Source organism: Marinobacter sp., from assembly GCF_041595835.1.
GTDB lineage: Bacteria > Pseudomonadota > Gammaproteobacteria > Pseudomonadales > Oleiphilaceae > Marinobacter.
In genome coordinates, this window is the sequence record NZ_JBFHJO010000052.1 from 1 (window position 1) to 17,104 (window position 17,104).

Consider the following 17,104-nt stretch of genomic DNA (forward strand, 5'->3'; position numbering starts at 1 on the left):
AGCGGCTAAGATTTAAAGAACTCGCCTCTTGCACCCTGGCCTTCGGGTCGCTTGAGGTTAAATAAATAGAAGGACATAAACATGTAGATCTCAAGGCATAGTGCTGGCGGACGCGGGTTCAATTCCCGCCGTCTCCACCAAACACAAAGAGAAAGCCCCGCTAGCCGGGGCTTTTCTCGTTTCTGGAAAGGCCATTTGAAAAAAACACACTTCCCCTCCCTTCAATCTGTCACCAATTGATACAAAGCCACCAACCTCAAAATAGGCGCAAACTGCTACTATCCCCACAGATAAAACAAAACTTTAGCTCCTTAACCTCTCCCCCCGGGAATTCCTGCATTTAAAAGGGTCTGGCGTCATGTCGAATAAAGCGAAGCAACCCCAAAAGCTTTTGTTATTTTCTCTGTTTGGGCCGCGGCTTTTTGGCATTGGTACGCTTAAAATCCGTGAAATTCTGACCTTTCAGCGGCTGACCAAACTACCCCATAGTCACCACGCCGTAATCGGTACCGCGTCATTCCGGGGCTCAGCCTTACCGGTTATCGATATGGCTGCGGCTATTGGCTACCCCGCCTTGTCAAAAGAGGAGCAAAACCAGGCATCAATCATCGTGACCGACATCCAGCGCCAGGAAATAGGCTTTCTGGTGCGTGGCGTTCAGAAAATTATTGAAACAAACTGGAGAAATGTCATTCCGCCCCCCAAGGCATTAGGTACCAATGCCTTTATCACCGGTTTGCTGGACGAGAGCGGAGACATTATTCAGCTACTCGATGTGGAGCTGTTACTTTCCAAAGTCTATCCGGAATCCCTGGATACCCAGGAGGTTCTTCTGTCAGATGTTCAGAGCGAGACCCTCAAGTCCCTGAACATTCTATTGGTGGACGACTCTCAAGTAGCACGAAAACAACTGTCGGATGTTCTGGACAGCAAAAACATTACGTACCATGTGACCAGCAATGGCAACGACGCATTGAACGTTTTGTTAGACCTTCACTCGCAGGGCAATCCAGTTGACATTCTGGTCAGTGATATTGAAATGCCGGGCCTTGATGGCTACGAGCTAACCTTTGACGTGCGCGACAACTCAACATTGAAGCAACCCTATATTATCCTGCACACTTCTCTGAACAGTGAAATGAGCCTCAGCTACGCCAATCAGGTGGGTGCTGACGAAGCGCTGACAAAGTTTGATGCGGCCGAACTGCTCCAGGCTATGCTGCGCGGAGCTGCCAAAAGCACGTAACTCATGCGTTGCCGGCACCTGCTCATTATTTGCACAAACCAAAACCTTGTGCTTGTATGAACCAGACAGGCTGCTGCAAAACTCATACGCCCAAGCGCCTGTCCACAGCGGGATCGCTCGACCCTGAGCGGCCCGTTTTCACTGTTAAATGGAGTTGGCATTGTTATGGCTTACGAAACGATTGATGGTCAAAAATACGAAAAAGAGCTGCTAGACCTCGCACGCAAGCACACGACAGGAAAGGGCGAAGGTAAATTATCCAAAGATGAGGTTGCTGACCTGATCAAGTCCGCCCAAGACGGACCTGGAGTAACAGATACTGAAAAAGCCACACTGGCCTACATCCGGAAAAACTTTGAGTTTACAGACGCAGCAGCTGCCGATTTTGACAAAGCATTCAGCCAGCTCTGATTCAGAAAGGCTATCTACAGTAAAACAAGCCCGGTGCCATTTAGCGCCGGGCTTATGCAAAACATCAAACGAGTTGAAGTGTTGCCAGCGTTCGCGCACGCACAGAGTTTAAGAGCTCTTCATCTTCAACCAATGATTGCCCATACGACGGCACCAGATCTCTCATTCTCTCCTGCCACTGTTTGGACTGCATTTTCTCAGGGAAGCAGCGTTCCAATACGTTCAACATGGCATTGGCCGCAGTTGATGCCCCGGGAGAGGCGCCAAGCAGAGCGGCAAGTGAGCCATCTTTTGCCGCAACAATCTCAGTTCCAAACTCGAGCTTGCCTCCACCTTCTTCGGTTTGTTTGATGATCTGTACACGCTGACCCGCCATTTGCAGCCTCCAGTCCTCTTCCTTCGCTTCCGGGAAGAAATTGCGCAACGCATTCACCCGATCACTGTGAGACTGAAAAACCTCACCAATCAAATAACGGGTCAAATCCATGTTGCTCTTACTGACCGACAACATCGGGCGCAGATTGGTAGCACGAACAGAGCCAAACAAATCAAACACTGAGCCTTGCTTGAGGAAACGGGTAGTAAAGCCGGCAAACGGCCCGAATAGTAACGCAGGCTCGCCATTAATGATGCGAGTATCCAGGTGCGGAACGGACATGGGCGGAGCGCCAATCGGCGCTTTTCCGTATACCTTGGAGTGATGCTCGTTAACAATCTCAGGTTTCTGGCACACCAGCCACTGGCCGCTGACAGGGAAGCCTCCATAACCCCGGGCTTCATCAATTCCGGATTTCTGCAGCAGCGGCAGAGCACCACCACCGGCGCCCAGGAACACAAACCCCGTTTCCAGCTTAGTCATTTCTCCGGTTTTCTGATTCTTCACCCGCAACTTCCAGCGACCATTGTCGCGCTGGTCAATATAGTGAACGGGCGAACTGACCATCAGCTCAAAATTTGGTTGGGTTTCCAGCCACTTAACCATGTTCCGGGTCAGCGAACCAAAGTCGACGTCTGAACCGTGTTTGATACGAGTCGCTGCAACCTTTTCCATTGGATCCCGCTTGCCAACAACCAAGGGCATCCACTGGGCCAGCTCTTCAGGATTTTCCGAGTATTCCATTTCCCGGAACAAGTGGTGCGCCTTAAGACGCTCAAAACGACGTTTAAGGAAGGCTACGTCTTTCTCACCCCAGACAAAGCTCTGATGTGGTGTGCGGTTAATGAAGGAGGATGGTTCCGGCAGAACACCTTGTTCAACAAGGTAAGACCAGAACTGCAAAGAAACCTCAAACTGCGCATTAATTTGCAATGCCCGAGCTACTTCTACGTCACCGTCGTCGGTTTCGGGCGTGTAGTTAAGTTCACAGTAGCCTGCGTGGCCGGTACCTGCGTTGTTCCATCCGTCGGTACTCTCATGAGCAACGTGATCAAGACGCTCCAACATGACAATATCCAGAGACGGATCAAGCTGTTTGAGCATCATCCCGAGGGTTGCGCTCATGACGCCCCCACCGACCAGCACTACGTCTGCCTGTCTAACGGCCATTGGTTTTTACCCTAGCTAGTGTTGAGCCTGGAACCACTCCACGATCAGCAAAGCGGCCTGTCGAAAGCCGGAACTACGCGAGGTAAACGGCGCAGCCGTGTGCTTCCGATCTGAATTGTGCGCATTATCCCGTTTTTTACGGGAAGAATAAATTGCGATTGCCAACCAAGACATGGTGAGTTGCCAATTATGGCACCACGAGATTCTCGCGTGTTTTGTTGACAATATCAGCGCCACTTTAGTCTGATACACTGCTCGGGTTAATGCGGGAGATTGCTTATAGCGGAAAATCCTGTGGCTCGGGGCTGACCTGAAATAGTGACTTGCTGTATCTTGTGCGCACTTTGCTTCGCCTGCGATTCCCGCACTGGCTTCTGAAATTTGGATTGAGGTTTTTCTATGCTGATGGCTATTGGTGCCATTCTTTTCGGGTTGGTATTGCTGGTCTGGAGTGCCGATAAGTTCGTAGAAGGCGCTGCAGCCACTGCCAAACACTTAGGCATGCCTACTCTGTTAATCGGCATGGTCATTATTGGCTTCGGCACCTCCGCACCAGAACTCGCGGTTTCAGCCATGGCTGCTGCAGATGGCAACCCAGGCCTGGCACTGGGTAACGGTTACGGCTCTAATATTACAAATATTGCTTTGATTGTCGGCCTGACGGCCATTATCGCGCCGATAGCCGTGCACTCCCAGGTTATCCGTAAAGAGTTACCAATTTTGGTCGTGCTCACGCTGATTGCCGGTGCGCAGTTACTGGACGGAGAGCTTTCACGCACAGATGGCTGGGTATTGCTGGGCGTTTTTTCCGCCGTCATGGGCTGGTCTATTTTCCAGGGCTTCCGAGGCAAAAATGACAGCTTGGCCGAGGGGGTTGATAGTGAAATCATCGCTCATCCGATGCCAATGAAAAGCGCTGTCATCTGGCTGCTGGCCGGTTTGGTCCTGTTGATTATCAGCTCCCGCATATTGGTGTGGGGCGCAGTAACTATTGCTCAGAGCCTGGGCATCAGCGATCTGGTCATCGGCCTGACCATTGTCGCTATCGGCACGTCTCTGCCCGAGTTGGCTTCGGCCCTTGCTGCGGTTAAAAAGAATGAACATGACCTGATTCTGGGCAACATCCTGGGCTCAGGTATTTTTAACACCTTAGCGGTAGTGGGTCTGGCAGCGGTGATCCAACCGTTATCCGTTGCCCCGGAAGTTCTGTATCGGGACTGGGCATTGATGCTTGCGCTAACCGTTGGGCTTCTGGTGATGGGCTTCGGCATGACGGGCTGGCGCAAGATGATCACACGAGTGGACGGAGCGCTTTTGCTGACGGTTTATCTTGCCTACACCGCCTACCTGCTTTCTACCGTGGTTGCCGGCGCATAAATCCAACAGGAGAGCGAGGCAGATGATTACTCTGGCTCGCCATCACCCAGCAGCTCAGCCATTCTCGAACGCACCTCATCCATGACCATCGGAAGCTCTTCCCTGCGCCTTCCTGCGGTTTCAATCGGTGCCCCTACCCGTACATCAACCGGCTGACCCAAATTGATTTGCATGCTGCGAGCAGGCAATACCTGATGTACACCACGAATCGCCACGGGCACAATCACCGCTTCGGTATCAAACGCCAGGTGAAAACAGCCCTTTTTAAAAGGCAGTAGCTGGCCATCGGGCGAGCGTGTCCCCTCCGGGGCAACCCATAGCACGATACCGCTTTCCATCATGGCTCTGGCTTTTTGCAGATCACGTACCGCTTCTGTCTGATTGGACCGGTTGATCCAGGGAAATTCAGCCGCCGCCATCGCCTGTCCCAGCAAAGGAATACGGGACAACTCCCTTTTGGACAGCATACGGATAGAACCTGGCAGGGAAACAAAACTGATGGGAATATCGTAGTGGCTCGCATGAGTGCACATAATGATGTAACGTCGGCCATCATTAAAGTCTGGCACTTCACCCCGAACCGTCACGCTGGCGCGAACCAGTTTAAGCAGTGACGCTGACCATTCCCGGCAGTATTTGTCGACAATCGGGCGATTGAGCTGGCCAAACATAGCTCGCAGCAAAATCAGCAAAGAATAGATAGCGGTCAACCCTATCGAGCCCAACACCACTGCAGCCCGCCGGAGCAGGGTTGCCGGTTCCGTTAGCGGGCTCAAATTCAATCGCTTCATTACATGCACCTTTCATTCGCCAACATTCAGGGACTATCCCTGAATTGTACCGGCTCCCACTACCAGTGAATAACGAACAAAAGTCTTAGCTCAGCCGGTTTCCCGAAACATCAGCGAAACCGAGTTCAGACAATACCGCTGACCGGTGGGCGGCGGGCCATCGGGAAAAACATGCCCCTGATGGCTGTCACAGCGCGCGCAACGTATTTCGGTGCGGGTCATGCCAAAGCTGGAATCTTCGATATAGCGGAGGTGATCCGGGTCAAATGGCTGAAAAAAGCTTGGCCAGCCGGTTCCGGAATCAAATTTGGCATCAGAGCTGAACAGAGGAAGGTCGCACAGGCGGCAGTGATATACCCCCGTCTTTTTGTTATCCAGCAGAGTGCCGCAAAACGGATGCTCTGTGCCATGATCCAGCAATACGCGTCTCTCTTCGGCCGTGAGCCCCGCGGCTTTTTCTTCAATCTGCATCTTGCTCAAGGGCGTTACATCATAACCTGCGGCAGATACACTCATTAGGACTCTCCTCACCCCAGGTCAGAATCGTCCTGGTGGTATTCAGATTTCAGTCGGTCCGGCCAGGTGTTGGCCAGCTTTTCTACTTTGGGAGCGGCAACCGCCATGATATATGGCTGCCATGGATTACGCGCAGCAAAATTCTGGTGCTGGGCCTCTGCCGGATAGAAGGCATCAAGAGGCTCAAGGATAGTCATTATCTCAGAGGGGTAAACTCCGGCTTCATCCAGCTGGTGTATGTAGGCCTCAACCACCTGCTTTTGCTCCGCCGTTTCATAGAACACCGAAGATCGATACTGAGATCCAACATCATTGCCTTGCCGGTTCAGCTGGGTCGGGTCATGAGCAACCGAGAAAAACACCCGCAACAGCTCACTGAAACTGACTTTGGCTGGGTCGTAGTGCACATCAACCACTTCAGCATGGCCGCTGGTACCCGTGCAGACAGCTTCATAGTTCGCCGTTTGGGCAGAACCACCAGCGTATCCGGATTCCACTCGGATCACGCCATCAATTGCCAGAAACACCGCCTCCACACACCAGAAGCAACCACCAGCCAGAACAACATGGGCTTCACCTTCTGCTTCCTGAAGTTCCATCTCTGGAACAGGAAACCGGCTGCGGGGGACATTCAGTCCGGGAATATTGCATGTGTTACTCATAAAGCGGCCCACCCATCATCAGAAAACTATACCCAGTATGGCACTTACAGGAGCCAGCCCCAAACCGGGAGCCAGAGTAGTTGCACATACGAGGTGACGAACCATAATGACAACAGGGATCAACCATAAGATCCCGCTCGGCATCAAGGAAACAGCATGACAGCAAAAGTCCGCGAACCGGAAAATGAGGACGATCTTCTACATTACCGCTTAAGCCTGCGATTAGGGCCGGTTCACGCCCGCCAGAGGCTCGGTATCGAACAGGAATCCGAAGCCCTGATTCTGGGCCGTGATAAACGCTCGTTTCATCTGGAAAACCTGACCAACGCACCCAGCCTGATCCGTTTCTGCCTGAAAGCGGTGGGGCTCTTCAACCGAGCCCAGGCCAATAGCCGTAAGCTCAGGACTACACACAATACGTTTGTTCTTCCTGGTCTGCCATCCGCTTTTGAGGGGTTCCGGATCCTGCATTTGACGGACTTGCATGTGGATATGGATGAACACAACCTGCAGGCAGTCATCCAGCAAATTGAACCACTGGATTATGATTTGTGCGTACTGACAGGAGATTACCGTCAACTGACCTGGGGGCCGGTAGAAGCCTCACTGGATGGCATGGCGCGCTTACGAAGCGCTATCCACGGCGATGCCTGCGCAGTACTGGGAAACCATGACAGCGTGCGAATGGTGCCAGCGTTGGAAGACATGGGTTACCGCTTGCTGATGAATGAGATGATCCCCATTCAACGCCCTGAAGGTACCATCTACCTGGCTGGGGTAGATGATGCTCACTACTATAAGGCACACAACCTGCAGCGTGCCGGCGACGACATCCCTGCCGGAGCCATCAGCCTGTTATTGAGCCATACACCAGAAATCTGGCGAGAAGCCGCTCATGCCGGTTACGATCTGTTCCTCTGCGGCCACACCCATGGCGGGCAGCTTTGCCTGCCTGGCGGCATCCCCATCACACTGGATTCTGACTGCCCACGACATTTGGGGCGGGGGTTCTGGCGGGTTAACGGTATGCAGGGCTACACCTCACCCGGGGCTGGCACCTCAGTATTGAATGTTCGCCTTAACTGCCCTCCCGAAGTGACACTTCACACTCTCACCCAAGGGCCGGAATAGCCCCTTCAGTGCGGTTGAGCCCGAACCCCGAGGCGATACAGCAGAGGTGAAAACAGCATATTGGAAAGGGCGAAGAGCAGCGTTATGGCAACCACTTCCCACAGGGGCAAGGACAACCACAGCCAGGCCATCAGCATCGGCAAACCGGCCTCGGGTAGCTGATCCAGCCATAACGCCCGTGCGCTGGAACGCATTCCCATACGGCGTTTGATAAAACTGCTGATCAGATCTCCAAGCAACGACAGCGCCCCAAACACGGCGCCAAATACCCAGCCCAAACCTACCCATGCAGCAAACAACAGACAACACAGGGTGCCAGATACAATTCCCCGCCAGGTTTTACTCGGGCCCAGCAACGGCCGGCCATCAGTCCAGAGTTGACCAGCATCCACCGGCCAATTACCGCAATCCCGAAATAACCGGGCCATTACTACCGGAGCACCGTTGGCCAGCACCAACAAAGCAAACAGCTCTAGCGATAGCAACAAAGCTTCACCTCCAGCGGGTTCAGTTCAGGCCAGGCCCCCACGGGTCAATTTCAGAGGATCCATCAACTCTTCCAACCGCGCACGGCTCAGCCCGCTTCGCTCTTCAGCTACGTCGATCACCGGGCGGCCAGAGCGGTATGCCTCCTTCGCAATCTCTGACGCCAGGCTATAACCAATTTCAGGATTCAGCGCAGTGACCAGTACAGGGTTACGATTCACACCGGCATTCAGATGTTCAGCATTCACAGTAAATCCCTTAATGGCTTTATCAGCCAAAACACCTGCCGCACCACTCATCAACCGGATCATATCCAGCAAATTACCCGCAACCAGAGGCAACATAACGTTGAGCTGAAAGTTTCCGGACTGCCCGGCAATAGCAACCGCAGCGTCCAGCCCCATCACCTGAGCACTGGCCATAGCCACCGATTCCGGAATCACCGGATTCACTTTGCCGGGCATGATACTGCTGCCGGGCTGCAACGCTGGCAGGCTGATTTCAGCGAGGCCATGAATCGGGCCACTGTTCATCCAACGCAAATCGTTAGCAATTTTGGTCAGCACCACCGCAACACCCCGAAGTTGAGCAGACAGCGCAAGCGGCGCATCCACCGCACTTTGGCCGACAAATTTATGCTCAAGCGTTCGAAACGGGAATCCAGTGTTATTTTTCAGAAACTTGACAAATTGCCTGGCAAACTCTGACGCTGCATTCACCCCGGTACCAACAGCAGTCCCCCCTTGAGGCAGGAACGCCAACTCCTGTAACACCGTGCCCAAACGCGCTTCAGCCGCAACCAGTTGCTCACGCCATGTTCTGAGCTCTTGCCCAAGAGTGACCGGCATAGCGTCCATTAAATGTGTTCTACCGGTTTTCACCTGGTTGCAGAACTCCGCCTCACGCTCATAGATAATCCCACGCAGGTGCGACAAGGCGGGCAGCAATCGCCCTTTGACAGCAAGCACCGAACTCAAGTGAATAGCCGTAGGAATGACATCGTTGGAGCTCTGGCTCATGTTGACGTGATCGTTCGGATGAACCTCATGGCCCTGCCGGGCAGCAATGGCGGAGATCACTTCATTCAGATTCATATTGGTACTGGTGCCAGAGCCCGTCTGGTAGCGATCAACCGGAAATTGATCAGCGTATTTTCCCAGTATCAGCTGCTCACAGGCATCAGAAATAGCGTCACGCCGCTGTTCATCCAATAATCCCAGTGAAGCATTTGCCTGAGCTGCCGCGCGCTTGACCTGAGCCACGGCAGCAATAAAAGCTGCAGGCATCGGCTGACCACTCACCGGGAAGTTTTCGATAGCCCGCTGAGTCTGGGCCCCCCAAAGTGCATCCACCGGGACCATCACATCACCCAGACTGTCAGACTCTATTCGATAATCGCTCACTGCCGCCTCCTATCCTGCCTTGTCATTCCTGATCCTCTCGCGAAAAGGGAACTATGCCCTACGAGCCCTGGATCTTAATCGGACATGGTCGCAGATGCCGGTGACTTGCTCAAAATTCAGAATCGCCTCCTGACGCACTGAACGGTTTACAACAAGTGTAGTCCGCCAGAAGGCTCTCGGCGCAGTCTTACCGGCCCAAGCCGTAAAACTCTGCGTTCGGACGCATGCTGGTCACATTCGCCATTCGGTTCGACAGACCAAAGAATGACGCAATGCCTGAGATATCCCAGATATCTTCATCAGTAAAGCCATGGCGGTGCAACTCAGCAAAGTCATCATCGCCAACGTCCTGAGCCCGCTGGGAAACCTTCACTGCAAAGTCCAGCATCGCTTTCTGGCGATCACTAATGTCCGCTTTGCGATAGTTAACCGCAACCTGATCCGCAATCATGGGATTTTTCTCCCGAATCCGCAGAATTGCACCATGGGCGACCACACAGTACTGGCACTGATTCAGATTACTGGTGGCCACCACGATCATTTCACGCTCGCCCTTGGTGAGGTTGCTGTCTTTTTCCATCAGGGCATCATGGTAATCGAAGAAAGCCCGGAACTCGGCTGGGCGATGGGCCAACACCAGAAAAACATTGGGGATAAATCCGGATTTTTCCTGTACGGAAAGAATCCGGTTACGAATATCTTCCGGCATGGCGTCCAACTCAGGCACGGGAAAACGGCTAATAGCTTGTTCTGTTTTTGTTGACATTCTATATCCTCTGTTTTGTTATGCAGCGAAGTAAACGCCAGAATTAACCAGCTACGGAAATCACAATGCGACCGCGAACCTTGCCTTCCATCAGTTGGCCAGCAGCATTAATTGCGTCATCAAATGGAACATCAGTAATCATGCTGTCCAGCAATTCAGGCGAAAGGTCTTGAGCCAGCCGTTTCCAGGCATGCAAACGGTCCTCTTTCGGCGCCATAACGCTGTCAATGCCGCAAAGAGTGACACCCCGAAGAATGAAAGGAGCAACGGTTGACGGGAAATCCATTCCGGCCGCCAGACCACAAGCCGCGACAACACCCCGGTACTTCATCCCAGCACATACATTGGCCAGTACCTGGCCGCCAGCCACATCAATTGCACCGGCCCATGTTTCTCTGGCCAGCGGCTTTCCCGGACCACTCAACTCGGCCCGGTCCAGAATTTGTCTGGCCCCGAGGGACTTCAGATAGCTTTCTTCTTCCGGCTTACCCGTAACAGCGGTTACCGAATAACCAAGCTTCGCCAGCACCGCCACAGCAATACTACCCACACCTCCGGTAGCGCCGGTTACCAGAATGTCACCTGAATCCGGCGTCACTCCGTGCTTCTCCAGAGCCATCACACACAACATGGATGTATAGCCTGCGGTACCAATCGCCATGGCCTGACGAGCCGTGAACGGTGCCTGCAGCGGAATTAACCAGTCGCCAGACAGACGCGCTTTCTGGGCAAGGCCACCCCAGTGTTTTTCACCCACACCCCAGCCATTGAGCACAACTTCATCCCCGGCTTTGAACTCTGGATTGGATGACGCAGTAACCACACCAGCCAGATCGATGCCCGGCACCATCGGGTAACTTTTTGCAATGGGTGCACGGCCGGTAATCGCCAGCGCATCCTTGTAGTTCAGCGTGCTGTACGTGACATCGACCGTGACATCGCCTTCCGGCAACTGAGCCTCATCAATGGATTTCAGGGACACTTGCTGGTCGCCCCGACTGCCTTCAATCAAAATACCTTTGAACATGTTGCCTCCAACGGTTCTACCTGGTGATTTGAACTAAGTTGCTTGCATCAGGAACCGCGTACCAGCGCCATAAAGCCTTCGGCAAACTGGTCCAGCGGTTGTGAAGATTTTTCAAGTTTTGCGCGCAACACCGCGCCCTCCCAACCTATCCAGAAAAACTGAGCCATTGGCTCTGGTAACAGATGGTCAGGCATTTCTCCGGCCACTTGAGCCTCCGTCAACACCCGGGCAATACGGCTTTCCCAATCCCGGAAGGTGTTACACAACAAACTGCGAAAACTTTCTGGCAGGGCCACCATTTCCTGGCCCAGGTTGCCAATCAGGCAACCGCGACGGTAATCAAACTTCTCCATACCCGCTTTGGCGTCTTCGACAAACGCCTGAATACGGGCCAGCGGAGTACGGGAATTGTCAGATAGAGAACGCTCCAGCTTACTGGCAAAAAAATGCCCATAGGCCTCGATGAGCGTCTGACCAAACGCTTCTTTGTTATCAAAATAGTGGTAGAAAGATCCCTTCGGTATGTTCGCCACCCGCAGAATTTCATCCAGGCCGGTATAGGAGTATCCCTTCTCGGTTAACGCAGCCAGCCCGACACGGATCAAGACCTGCCGCGTATCCTGATAGCTGGCGCTCTGGTTCTTGGGAGGCCTGCCACGCCTACGTTTTATGGGTACGTTTTCCACAACTCGCCTCTTATTTAGACTGACCGTCTAATTAATTATGCACAATTTAGACTGACTGTCTATCAAAATAAAAAGAGCCCCGGGCGGAGCTCTGCAAAGGCAAGGAAATCAGAAGAATCCGAGCGGATTAATATCGTAACTGGTCAGCATGCACTTGGTTTGCTGATAATGTCCCAGCGCCAACTTGTGGGTTTCACGACCGACTCCGGACTTCTTGTAACCACCAAAGGCCGCGTGGGCCGGATAAGCATGATAGCAATTCATCCATACCCGACCGGCCTGGATATTCCTCCCCATTCTGTATGCACGGTTGGCATCCCGGGTCCAGACGCCCGCACCCAGGCCAAACTCGGTATCATTGGCAATAGCCAATGCCTCTTCCTCAGTCTTGAAGGTCGTTACCCCCACCACCGGCCCGAAGATTTCTTCCTGGAACACGCGCATTTTGTTGTCACCCTTGAACAGGGTCGGCTGGATGTAGAAGCCGTTATTGAACTCACCTTCGAGGTGCTCACGGTCACCCCCCGTCAGCACAACCGCGCCTTCCTGACGCCCGATATCCATGTAGGACATGATTTTGTCGAACTGCTCCCTGGACGCCTGAGCCCCCACCTGAACATCAGTATCCAGCGGGTTACCACGCTTAATGGATTTCGTGCGTGCAATAACTTTTTGCATGAACTCTTCGAACATATCCTCCTGAACCAGCGCCCGGGACGGGCAGGTACAAACTTCACCCTGATTGAAGAAAGCCAACACCAGCCCTTCCACACACTTGTCCACAAATTCAGGCTCAGCACTCATCACATCAGAGAAATAGATATTCGGCGACTTACCACCCAACTCAACAGTGGAGGGAATGATATTCTCCGCCGCACACTTGAGAATATGAGAGCCAACGGGCGTAGATCCGGTAAAAGCAATCTTTGCAATGCGCTTACTGGTAGCCAGCGCCTGCCCTGCCTCCGGGCCATAACCATTAACTATATTGATCACTCCCGGAGGCAACAGGTCCCCAATGATTTCCATCAGCACCAGGATGCTGGCCGGCGTCTGCTCCGCGGGCTTTAGCACCGTACAGTTACCTGCTGCCAGGCAAGGACCCAGTTTCCAGGCCGCCATCAGCAACGGGAAGTTCCAGGGAATAATCTGGCCGACGACGCCAAGCGGTTCATGAAAATGATACGCAACGGTATTGTGATCAATCTCGCCCATGTGACCTTCCTGAGCCCGGATGCAGCCAGCAAAGTAACGGAAGTGATCAGCAGCCAAAGGAATGTCAGCATTCAAGGTTTCCCGAACAGCCTTACCGTTATCCCAGGTTTCTGCCACCGCCAGCGTTTCAAGATTGGCTTCAATCCGGTCTGCAATTTTTAGCAAGATATTAGATCGTTCTGCAGGTGAGGTTTTGCCCCAGGCCGGTGCCGCTTTATGAGCCGCATCCAACGCCAATTCAATATCTTCCGCTCCAGAGCGCGGAATCTCACAAAAAACCGCCCCGGTAACCGGCGTGATGTTTTCAAAATACTGGCCCTTTACCGGAGCAACCCATTCACCACCAATGAAGTTCTCATAACGGGATTTGAACGAAACAACAGAGCCATCTTTTCCTGGTTGTGCATAAATCATGATCTCGACCTCTTGTTGTATTTATTGCAAGACAACGCAGTCTTTGCGTTTACTTCTTCAATGTAGTCGGTATTCCAGATAGTTGAATGATGCGACGGCACGACAAACGTAGTAGAGGCAAAACAGACGAACCAGGACGGCGAAGCGAGAGAGACAACCGAAGCGCGGCAAAGTGAGGGCTAGGAAACCTGAAGCTGCTCCAGCTCCATCAGGCAATCCTGAAGGAACTCATCGGGCGAAGACAAAATGGCGTCGTCTGCCACCACCCCGAACTGGACCTGCCCTGCGTAGCTGGCAATGCTTACCCCCAGACCAATATCGCCGGCCTGAGGCACCCAGAACATCTGCTCAGTAATAGCACAGCCAGCCAGATAACGAGTCTCCGGCGTCCCCTGCACGTTGGAGACCACCGCCGACGCTTTTCGGAAAAACAGATCAGCCAACGGCTTGCGACCCACTTCTGGCAACAGCGGGGCACAGGAGGTCAAACCCCAGGCAATACCGGGTTGCCCGCTTTTTTTGAGTTTTCGGGTTTCATGCTTGATGCGGAAGAGACGCTCCAGCGCACTTTCACCATCGACCGGCAAAGGCACAAAGACCGTACCAAAACAGTTACCGAGCTCGCCCGCTTCCGGCCTTATGCCTTCCGGCATCTGAGCCCGAATATCCACCGGCACAGCAGCGTGCATGATGGCATCATCCAGCTGCGCCTGCGTCAAGCCGAGCCTGGGGCGAACTGCGGCAGCCACGCAGGCAAGCAATACATCGTTGATGGTGGTTTTGGTGGCTAACGCCAGGGCCCGGAAACGCTCCAGCGGCACAGGGGCAGACCAGGAACAACTACGCCGCCCTGACAGCGGCCGCTTGAGGTCAGAAGGGGTGTCCTCCTGCTCTATCAAAAACTCACTCAACTTATGCGCCAGACGAACCCCATTTTGCACCAGTTGTCCGACCTGCCCCTGCGCAGAATCTGTTCTTGTTCCTGAACCTGACAACCCCCCTTGCCCGACCTGAGCCGCCATCGATTCAAGCCACTGCTGAGCTGTCATGGCCCAACGTCCGAGCCGTGGAACTTCCGGAGCACCATAGAGGGCGGGATACTGTCTCGGAGAGGCTGGGCACAATTGGCCGAAGATCCCCAATAGTGACAGCCCATCGGCATAACAATGATGAAGCCTTAAAAGCAGCGCGGCACCGCCCTCCGCATTCGGGGCCAGCCAAAACTTCCAGATGGGGCGATACAGGGGCAACGGCTCATTGAGGCGCTCAGAAACCCATTCCTGCAACTGCTTCTGATCAAAGCGATCCAGCACCACATCCAGATGGCGCGTCTCATTGAACGTTGAGTCCGCCAGCCAGTACCAGGCAGGAGCCCGCCATACCGGACGGTAACGGAAGCGCTCCCACGAAGCCCAGTACACGCGAAGGAAGCCACGAAACCGGTCAGCGGTAAGGCCATCCACCCGGAGCATAATAGTGATGGTCATTGGGTTCGCTGGCCGCTCCAGCGCCAGCCAGGCCGAATCCGAAGGCAACATAAGATGCGATTGCTCTTGATCCAAACCTGAAGTTCCCCGATAAATGTCTGGTGACGCCAACTCCGCATTGTGCCAGAGTCGGAGTACCGTCTCCATAATCAGAAGATTTCAGATAATTACAAAAAACTACACGTAAACAATCGTTCACATCTATACTCGTTATAACGCTTAGTGCGATGGTTATAAAACACCGGCCACTCACAATTTAAACAAGCCAGATCTGTGCCGGGGGAGATAAGCAATGAAAGCCAGCCATATCCGCAAACTGATCAAACCAATCGACAGTGCCTACTCCGAAATGTTTTCCGGGCGGGTATTCCGGGTTGGTAAAGGCGCAGTTTCGATACGTAATCACAGCAGTGCCGCGGAGCATACTGTCATTGGTGTACATGGCTTTCTCGAAAATCATTGTTACTTTACACAGACCTACGACGGCCCTTCTACTGAACTTATCCTTCTGACTTGCAGCAACTACCACATCCCGGTTAATGGTATAACGCCTGAAAATGCCGACTGGGAAGTTCCGATCAAGTTTCTGGAAGGAACCATTGAGTACGACGCCTGCATCCTGAACCAGGCTTTACAGAATCTCCCCACCACCCGTAACATCCGTATTCACGGCCATTCCCGGGGGGGTGCGGTTATCCTTGACGCGATACGCCAATGGCCAGAGCTCTACGAAAACGTAGAAGTGGTTCTTGAAGCCCCAGTTCTGCCTCAGGGTAAGATCCACGGTTTGGTAACCACTTTGCTGGAACCTGTCAGCCACGGCATGTGGCCCTGGTTAATTCGCCTGATCAACAGCGCGCCCCAGTCAGCCTACGGCCAAACCTTTTTTGGCAAAATGAATCCCCGTAAGCGCCAGCTGTTGAGTAAACTGTTCTACGCCACGAAAGACCACCTGACCATTGTTCGCAATATTGAAAACATCATGGAGTGGATGGCAAGAACAGACTGCTCGGTATATCAGCATATCCGCCACGGAACCTTTCTGATCCCCGCAACCGATCGGATTCTCGACCGCACAGCCATGCTGGCCAGCGCCAGAACAAGCCCCACAACCATGCGCATTGTCGAAACAGGCGCACCCAGTCACTTCGTGACACTCGACAGCCGGGAATGGCTACCCAGCTTCGAAACCCTGCAGACATCCGCTCAGGCTTGAGCTGAACTCATAATCGGCGGGTGCGCCCGCAGCGCTGCTTCGTTAAACTGATCAACTTTTGGTTCAGCTTGATGGAGCCTCAGCATGTATCGTGAACGCCTGATCGCAACGGAAGTGCATTCAGAAAACGCCCACAGGCTCAAACGTCTGTTACTGGAATACCACGATTTCAGACAGTTCAAAACAAACCACCCACTACAGGAAGGCACCCGCCGACTGGCCGACTGGCAGGCCGAGCGCCTGAAAACCACCCATCAGGATTTATATCACCACCCGGGCTATCACACAGGCCTGGAGTTTCTCCTGTCTGACCTTTACGCCCCGGCCGGCATGACCCGTCGGGACGACAACGTTGATCGCATTTTCCCCAAAATGGTGAAGTGGCTGCCAGATCACCTTCTGGGCACATTTGCCGGACTGGTGGAGCTTAACCTGGTAACTCAAAGCCTGGATTTGGAGCTGGCAGAGTGGTTTGACAAGAACAACCGGAGCACTCAGCAAATCACCCCCGAAGACTGGTGTGAGGGCTACCGGGCCAGCGGACAGCTCCCAGTTCGCAAACGACAACTGGAACTGGTATCCGATACCGGCCAGGAGCTAGACCGATATGTGCGCAACCGCACTCTCGGCTGGCTGCTATCAATGACCCGTGGCACCGCAGAAAGAGCTGGACTGGGTGATTTGCACAGTTTTATACACCGGGGTTACAGCGCGTTCAGGAAAA

The 17,104-nt window shown here is 53.4% G+C and carries 17 protein-coding genes and 1 other RNA gene; 7 read left to right on the plus strand and 11 right to left on the minus strand.

Annotated features, from left to right (window positions below):
- The 3 genes from ssrA to ABYA77_RS12980 form a co-directional block, all read left to right on the plus strand.
- Window positions 1–140, plus strand: a transfer-messenger RNA (tmRNA) gene (gene ssrA / locus ABYA77_RS12970); the annotation flags it as partial.
- A 218-nt stretch (window positions 141–358) separates the two neighbouring features.
- Complete coding sequence (locus tag ABYA77_RS12975; RefSeq protein WP_372966394.1) at window positions 359–1,246, plus strand: chemotaxis protein; 888 nt, start codon at window positions 359–361, stop codon at window positions 1,244–1,246.
- A 165-nt stretch (window positions 1,247–1,411) separates the two neighbouring features.
- On the plus strand, window positions 1,412–1,657 hold the full coding sequence (locus ABYA77_RS12980) for a hypothetical protein (protein WP_372966395.1): 246 nt from the start codon (window positions 1,412–1,414) through the stop codon (window positions 1,655–1,657).
- Between the two features lie 64 nt (window positions 1,658–1,721).
- Here ABYA77_RS12980 and mqo read toward each other — a convergent pair whose 3' ends face one another.
- Complete coding sequence (gene mqo, locus ABYA77_RS12985; RefSeq protein ID WP_372966396.1) at window positions 1,722–3,203, minus strand: malate dehydrogenase (quinone); 1,482 nt, start codon at window positions 3,201–3,203, stop codon at window positions 1,722–1,724.
- A gap of 399 nt (window positions 3,204–3,602) precedes the next feature.
- Between mqo and ABYA77_RS12990 the strand changes: the two genes are divergently transcribed.
- The gene (locus ABYA77_RS12990) at window positions 3,603–4,580 is read left to right on the plus strand and encodes a calcium/sodium antiporter (RefSeq protein ID WP_372966397.1); all 978 of its coding nucleotides are present in this window, start codon (window positions 3,603–3,605) and stop codon (window positions 4,578–4,580) included.
- A 26-nt stretch (window positions 4,581–4,606) separates the two neighbouring features.
- Here the strand turns inward: ABYA77_RS12990 and ABYA77_RS12995 are convergent, their stop codons facing one another.
- The 3 genes from ABYA77_RS12995 to msrA form a co-directional block, all read right to left on the minus strand.
- Entirely contained in the window at window positions 4,607–5,371 is a 765-nt protein-coding gene (locus ABYA77_RS12995) for a lysophospholipid acyltransferase family protein (RefSeq protein WP_372966398.1), read from the minus strand.
- A gap of 90 nt (window positions 5,372–5,461) precedes the next feature.
- On the minus strand, window positions 5,462–5,887 hold the full coding sequence (msrB, locus tag ABYA77_RS13000) for a peptide-methionine (R)-S-oxide reductase MsrB (RefSeq protein ID WP_372966399.1): 426 nt from the start codon (window positions 5,885–5,887) through the stop codon (window positions 5,462–5,464).
- Between the two features lie 11 nt (window positions 5,888–5,898).
- On the minus strand, window positions 5,899–6,549 hold the full coding sequence (msrA, locus tag ABYA77_RS13005; protein WP_372966400.1) for a peptide-methionine (S)-S-oxide reductase MsrA: 651 nt from the start codon (window positions 6,547–6,549) through the stop codon (window positions 5,899–5,901).
- 156 nt (window positions 6,550–6,705) lie between these two features.
- Here msrA and ABYA77_RS13010 point away from each other — a divergent pair, with 156 nt between their 5' ends.
- The gene (locus tag ABYA77_RS13010) at window positions 6,706–7,680 is read left to right on the plus strand and encodes a metallophosphoesterase (RefSeq protein WP_372966401.1); all 975 of its coding nucleotides are present in this window, start codon (window positions 6,706–6,708) and stop codon (window positions 7,678–7,680) included.
- A 5-nt stretch (window positions 7,681–7,685) separates the two neighbouring features.
- On the opposite strand, the gene ABYA77_RS13015 is transcribed toward ABYA77_RS13010, so the two are convergent.
- The 7 genes from ABYA77_RS13015 to ABYA77_RS13045 form a co-directional block, all read right to left on the minus strand.
- Entirely contained in the window at window positions 7,686–8,168 is a 483-nt protein-coding gene (locus ABYA77_RS13015) for a CDP-archaeol synthase (RefSeq protein ID WP_372966402.1), read from the minus strand.
- A gap of 24 nt (window positions 8,169–8,192) precedes the next feature.
- Window positions 8,193–9,569, minus strand: coding sequence for a class II fumarate hydratase (locus ABYA77_RS13020; RefSeq protein WP_372966403.1), 1,377 nt, complete (start codon window positions 9,567–9,569; stop codon window positions 8,193–8,195).
- A gap of 187 nt (window positions 9,570–9,756) precedes the next feature.
- The gene (locus tag ABYA77_RS13025) at window positions 9,757–10,335 is read right to left on the minus strand and encodes a peroxidase-related enzyme (protein ID WP_372966404.1); all 579 of its coding nucleotides are present in this window, start codon (window positions 10,333–10,335) and stop codon (window positions 9,757–9,759) included.
- A gap of 43 nt (window positions 10,336–10,378) precedes the next feature.
- Window positions 10,379–11,362 carry an MDR family oxidoreductase gene (locus tag ABYA77_RS13030; protein WP_372966405.1) on the minus strand — a complete coding sequence of 328 codons (984 nt, stop codon included), beginning with the start codon at window positions 11,360–11,362 and terminating at the stop codon, window positions 10,379–10,381.
- Window positions 11,363–11,409: 47 nt separating this feature from the next.
- The gene (locus ABYA77_RS13035; RefSeq protein ID WP_372966406.1) at window positions 11,410–12,048 is read right to left on the minus strand and encodes a TetR/AcrR family transcriptional regulator; all 639 of its coding nucleotides are present in this window, start codon (window positions 12,046–12,048) and stop codon (window positions 11,410–11,412) included.
- Window positions 12,049–12,156: 108 nt separating this feature from the next.
- Window positions 12,157–13,677 carry an aldehyde dehydrogenase family protein gene (locus ABYA77_RS13040; RefSeq protein WP_372966407.1) on the minus strand — a complete coding sequence of 507 codons (1,521 nt, stop codon included), beginning with the start codon at window positions 13,675–13,677 and terminating at the stop codon, window positions 12,157–12,159.
- Window positions 13,678–13,856: 179 nt separating this feature from the next.
- On the minus strand, window positions 13,857–15,215 hold the full coding sequence (locus tag ABYA77_RS13045) for a WS/DGAT domain-containing protein (protein ID WP_372966410.1): 1,359 nt from the start codon (window positions 15,213–15,215) through the stop codon (window positions 13,857–13,859).
- Between the two features lie 241 nt (window positions 15,216–15,456).
- Between ABYA77_RS13045 and ABYA77_RS13050 the strand changes: the two genes are divergently transcribed.
- A complete protein-coding gene (locus tag ABYA77_RS13050) occupies window positions 15,457–16,380 on the plus strand; it encodes an alpha/beta hydrolase (RefSeq protein ID WP_372966408.1) in 924 nt (307 codons plus the stop codon).
- A gap of 84 nt (window positions 16,381–16,464) precedes the next feature.
- Window positions 16,465–17,104, plus strand: a 640-nt coding sequence (locus ABYA77_RS13055; protein ID WP_372966409.1) for an FFLEELY motif protein, incomplete at its 3' end; no start/stop codon positions are given.

Excerpts from the sequence above, each read along its gene's own strand:
- ABYA77_RS12975 (WP_372966394.1), top strand. The coding sequence starts at position 359 with ATGTCGAATAAAGCGAAGCAACCCCAAAAGCTTTTGTTATTTTCTCTG.
- ABYA77_RS12995 (WP_372966398.1), bottom strand. The coding sequence starts at position 5,371 with ATGAAGCGATTGAATTTGAGCCCGCTAACGGAACCGGCAACCCTGCTC.
- ABYA77_RS13050 (WP_372966408.1), top strand. The coding sequence starts at position 15,457 with ATGAAAGCCAGCCATATCCGCAAACTGATCAAACCAATCGACAGTGCC.
- ABYA77_RS12990 (WP_372966397.1), top strand. The coding sequence starts at position 3,603 with ATGCTGATGGCTATTGGTGCCATTCTTTTCGGGTTGGTATTGCTGGTC.
- ABYA77_RS13025 (WP_372966404.1), bottom strand. The coding sequence starts at position 10,335 with ATGTCAACAAAAACAGAACAAGCTATTAGCCGTTTTCCCGTGCCTGAG.
- ABYA77_RS13010 (WP_372966401.1), top strand. The coding sequence starts at position 6,706 with ATGACAGCAAAAGTCCGCGAACCGGAAAATGAGGACGATCTTCTACAT.
- ABYA77_RS12980 (WP_372966395.1), top strand. The coding sequence starts at position 1,412 with ATGGCTTACGAAACGATTGATGGTCAAAAATACGAAAAAGAGCTGCTA.
- mqo (WP_372966396.1), bottom strand. The coding sequence starts at position 3,203 with ATGGCCGTTAGACAGGCAGACGTAGTGCTGGTCGGTGGGGGCGTCATG.
- msrB (WP_372966399.1), bottom strand. The coding sequence starts at position 5,887 with ATGAGTGTATCTGCCGCAGGTTATGATGTAACGCCCTTGAGCAAGATG.
- msrA (WP_372966400.1), bottom strand. The coding sequence starts at position 6,549 with ATGAGTAACACATGCAATATTCCCGGACTGAATGTCCCCCGCAGCCGG.
- ABYA77_RS13045 (WP_372966410.1), bottom strand. The coding sequence starts at position 15,215 with ATGTTGCCTTCGGATTCGGCCTGGCTGGCGCTGGAGCGGCCAGCGAAC.
- ABYA77_RS13040 (WP_372966407.1), bottom strand. The coding sequence starts at position 13,677 with ATGATTTATGCACAACCAGGAAAAGATGGCTCTGTTGTTTCGTTCAAA.
- ABYA77_RS13030 (WP_372966405.1), bottom strand. The coding sequence starts at position 11,362 with ATGTTCAAAGGTATTTTGATTGAAGGCAGTCGGGGCGACCAGCAAGTG.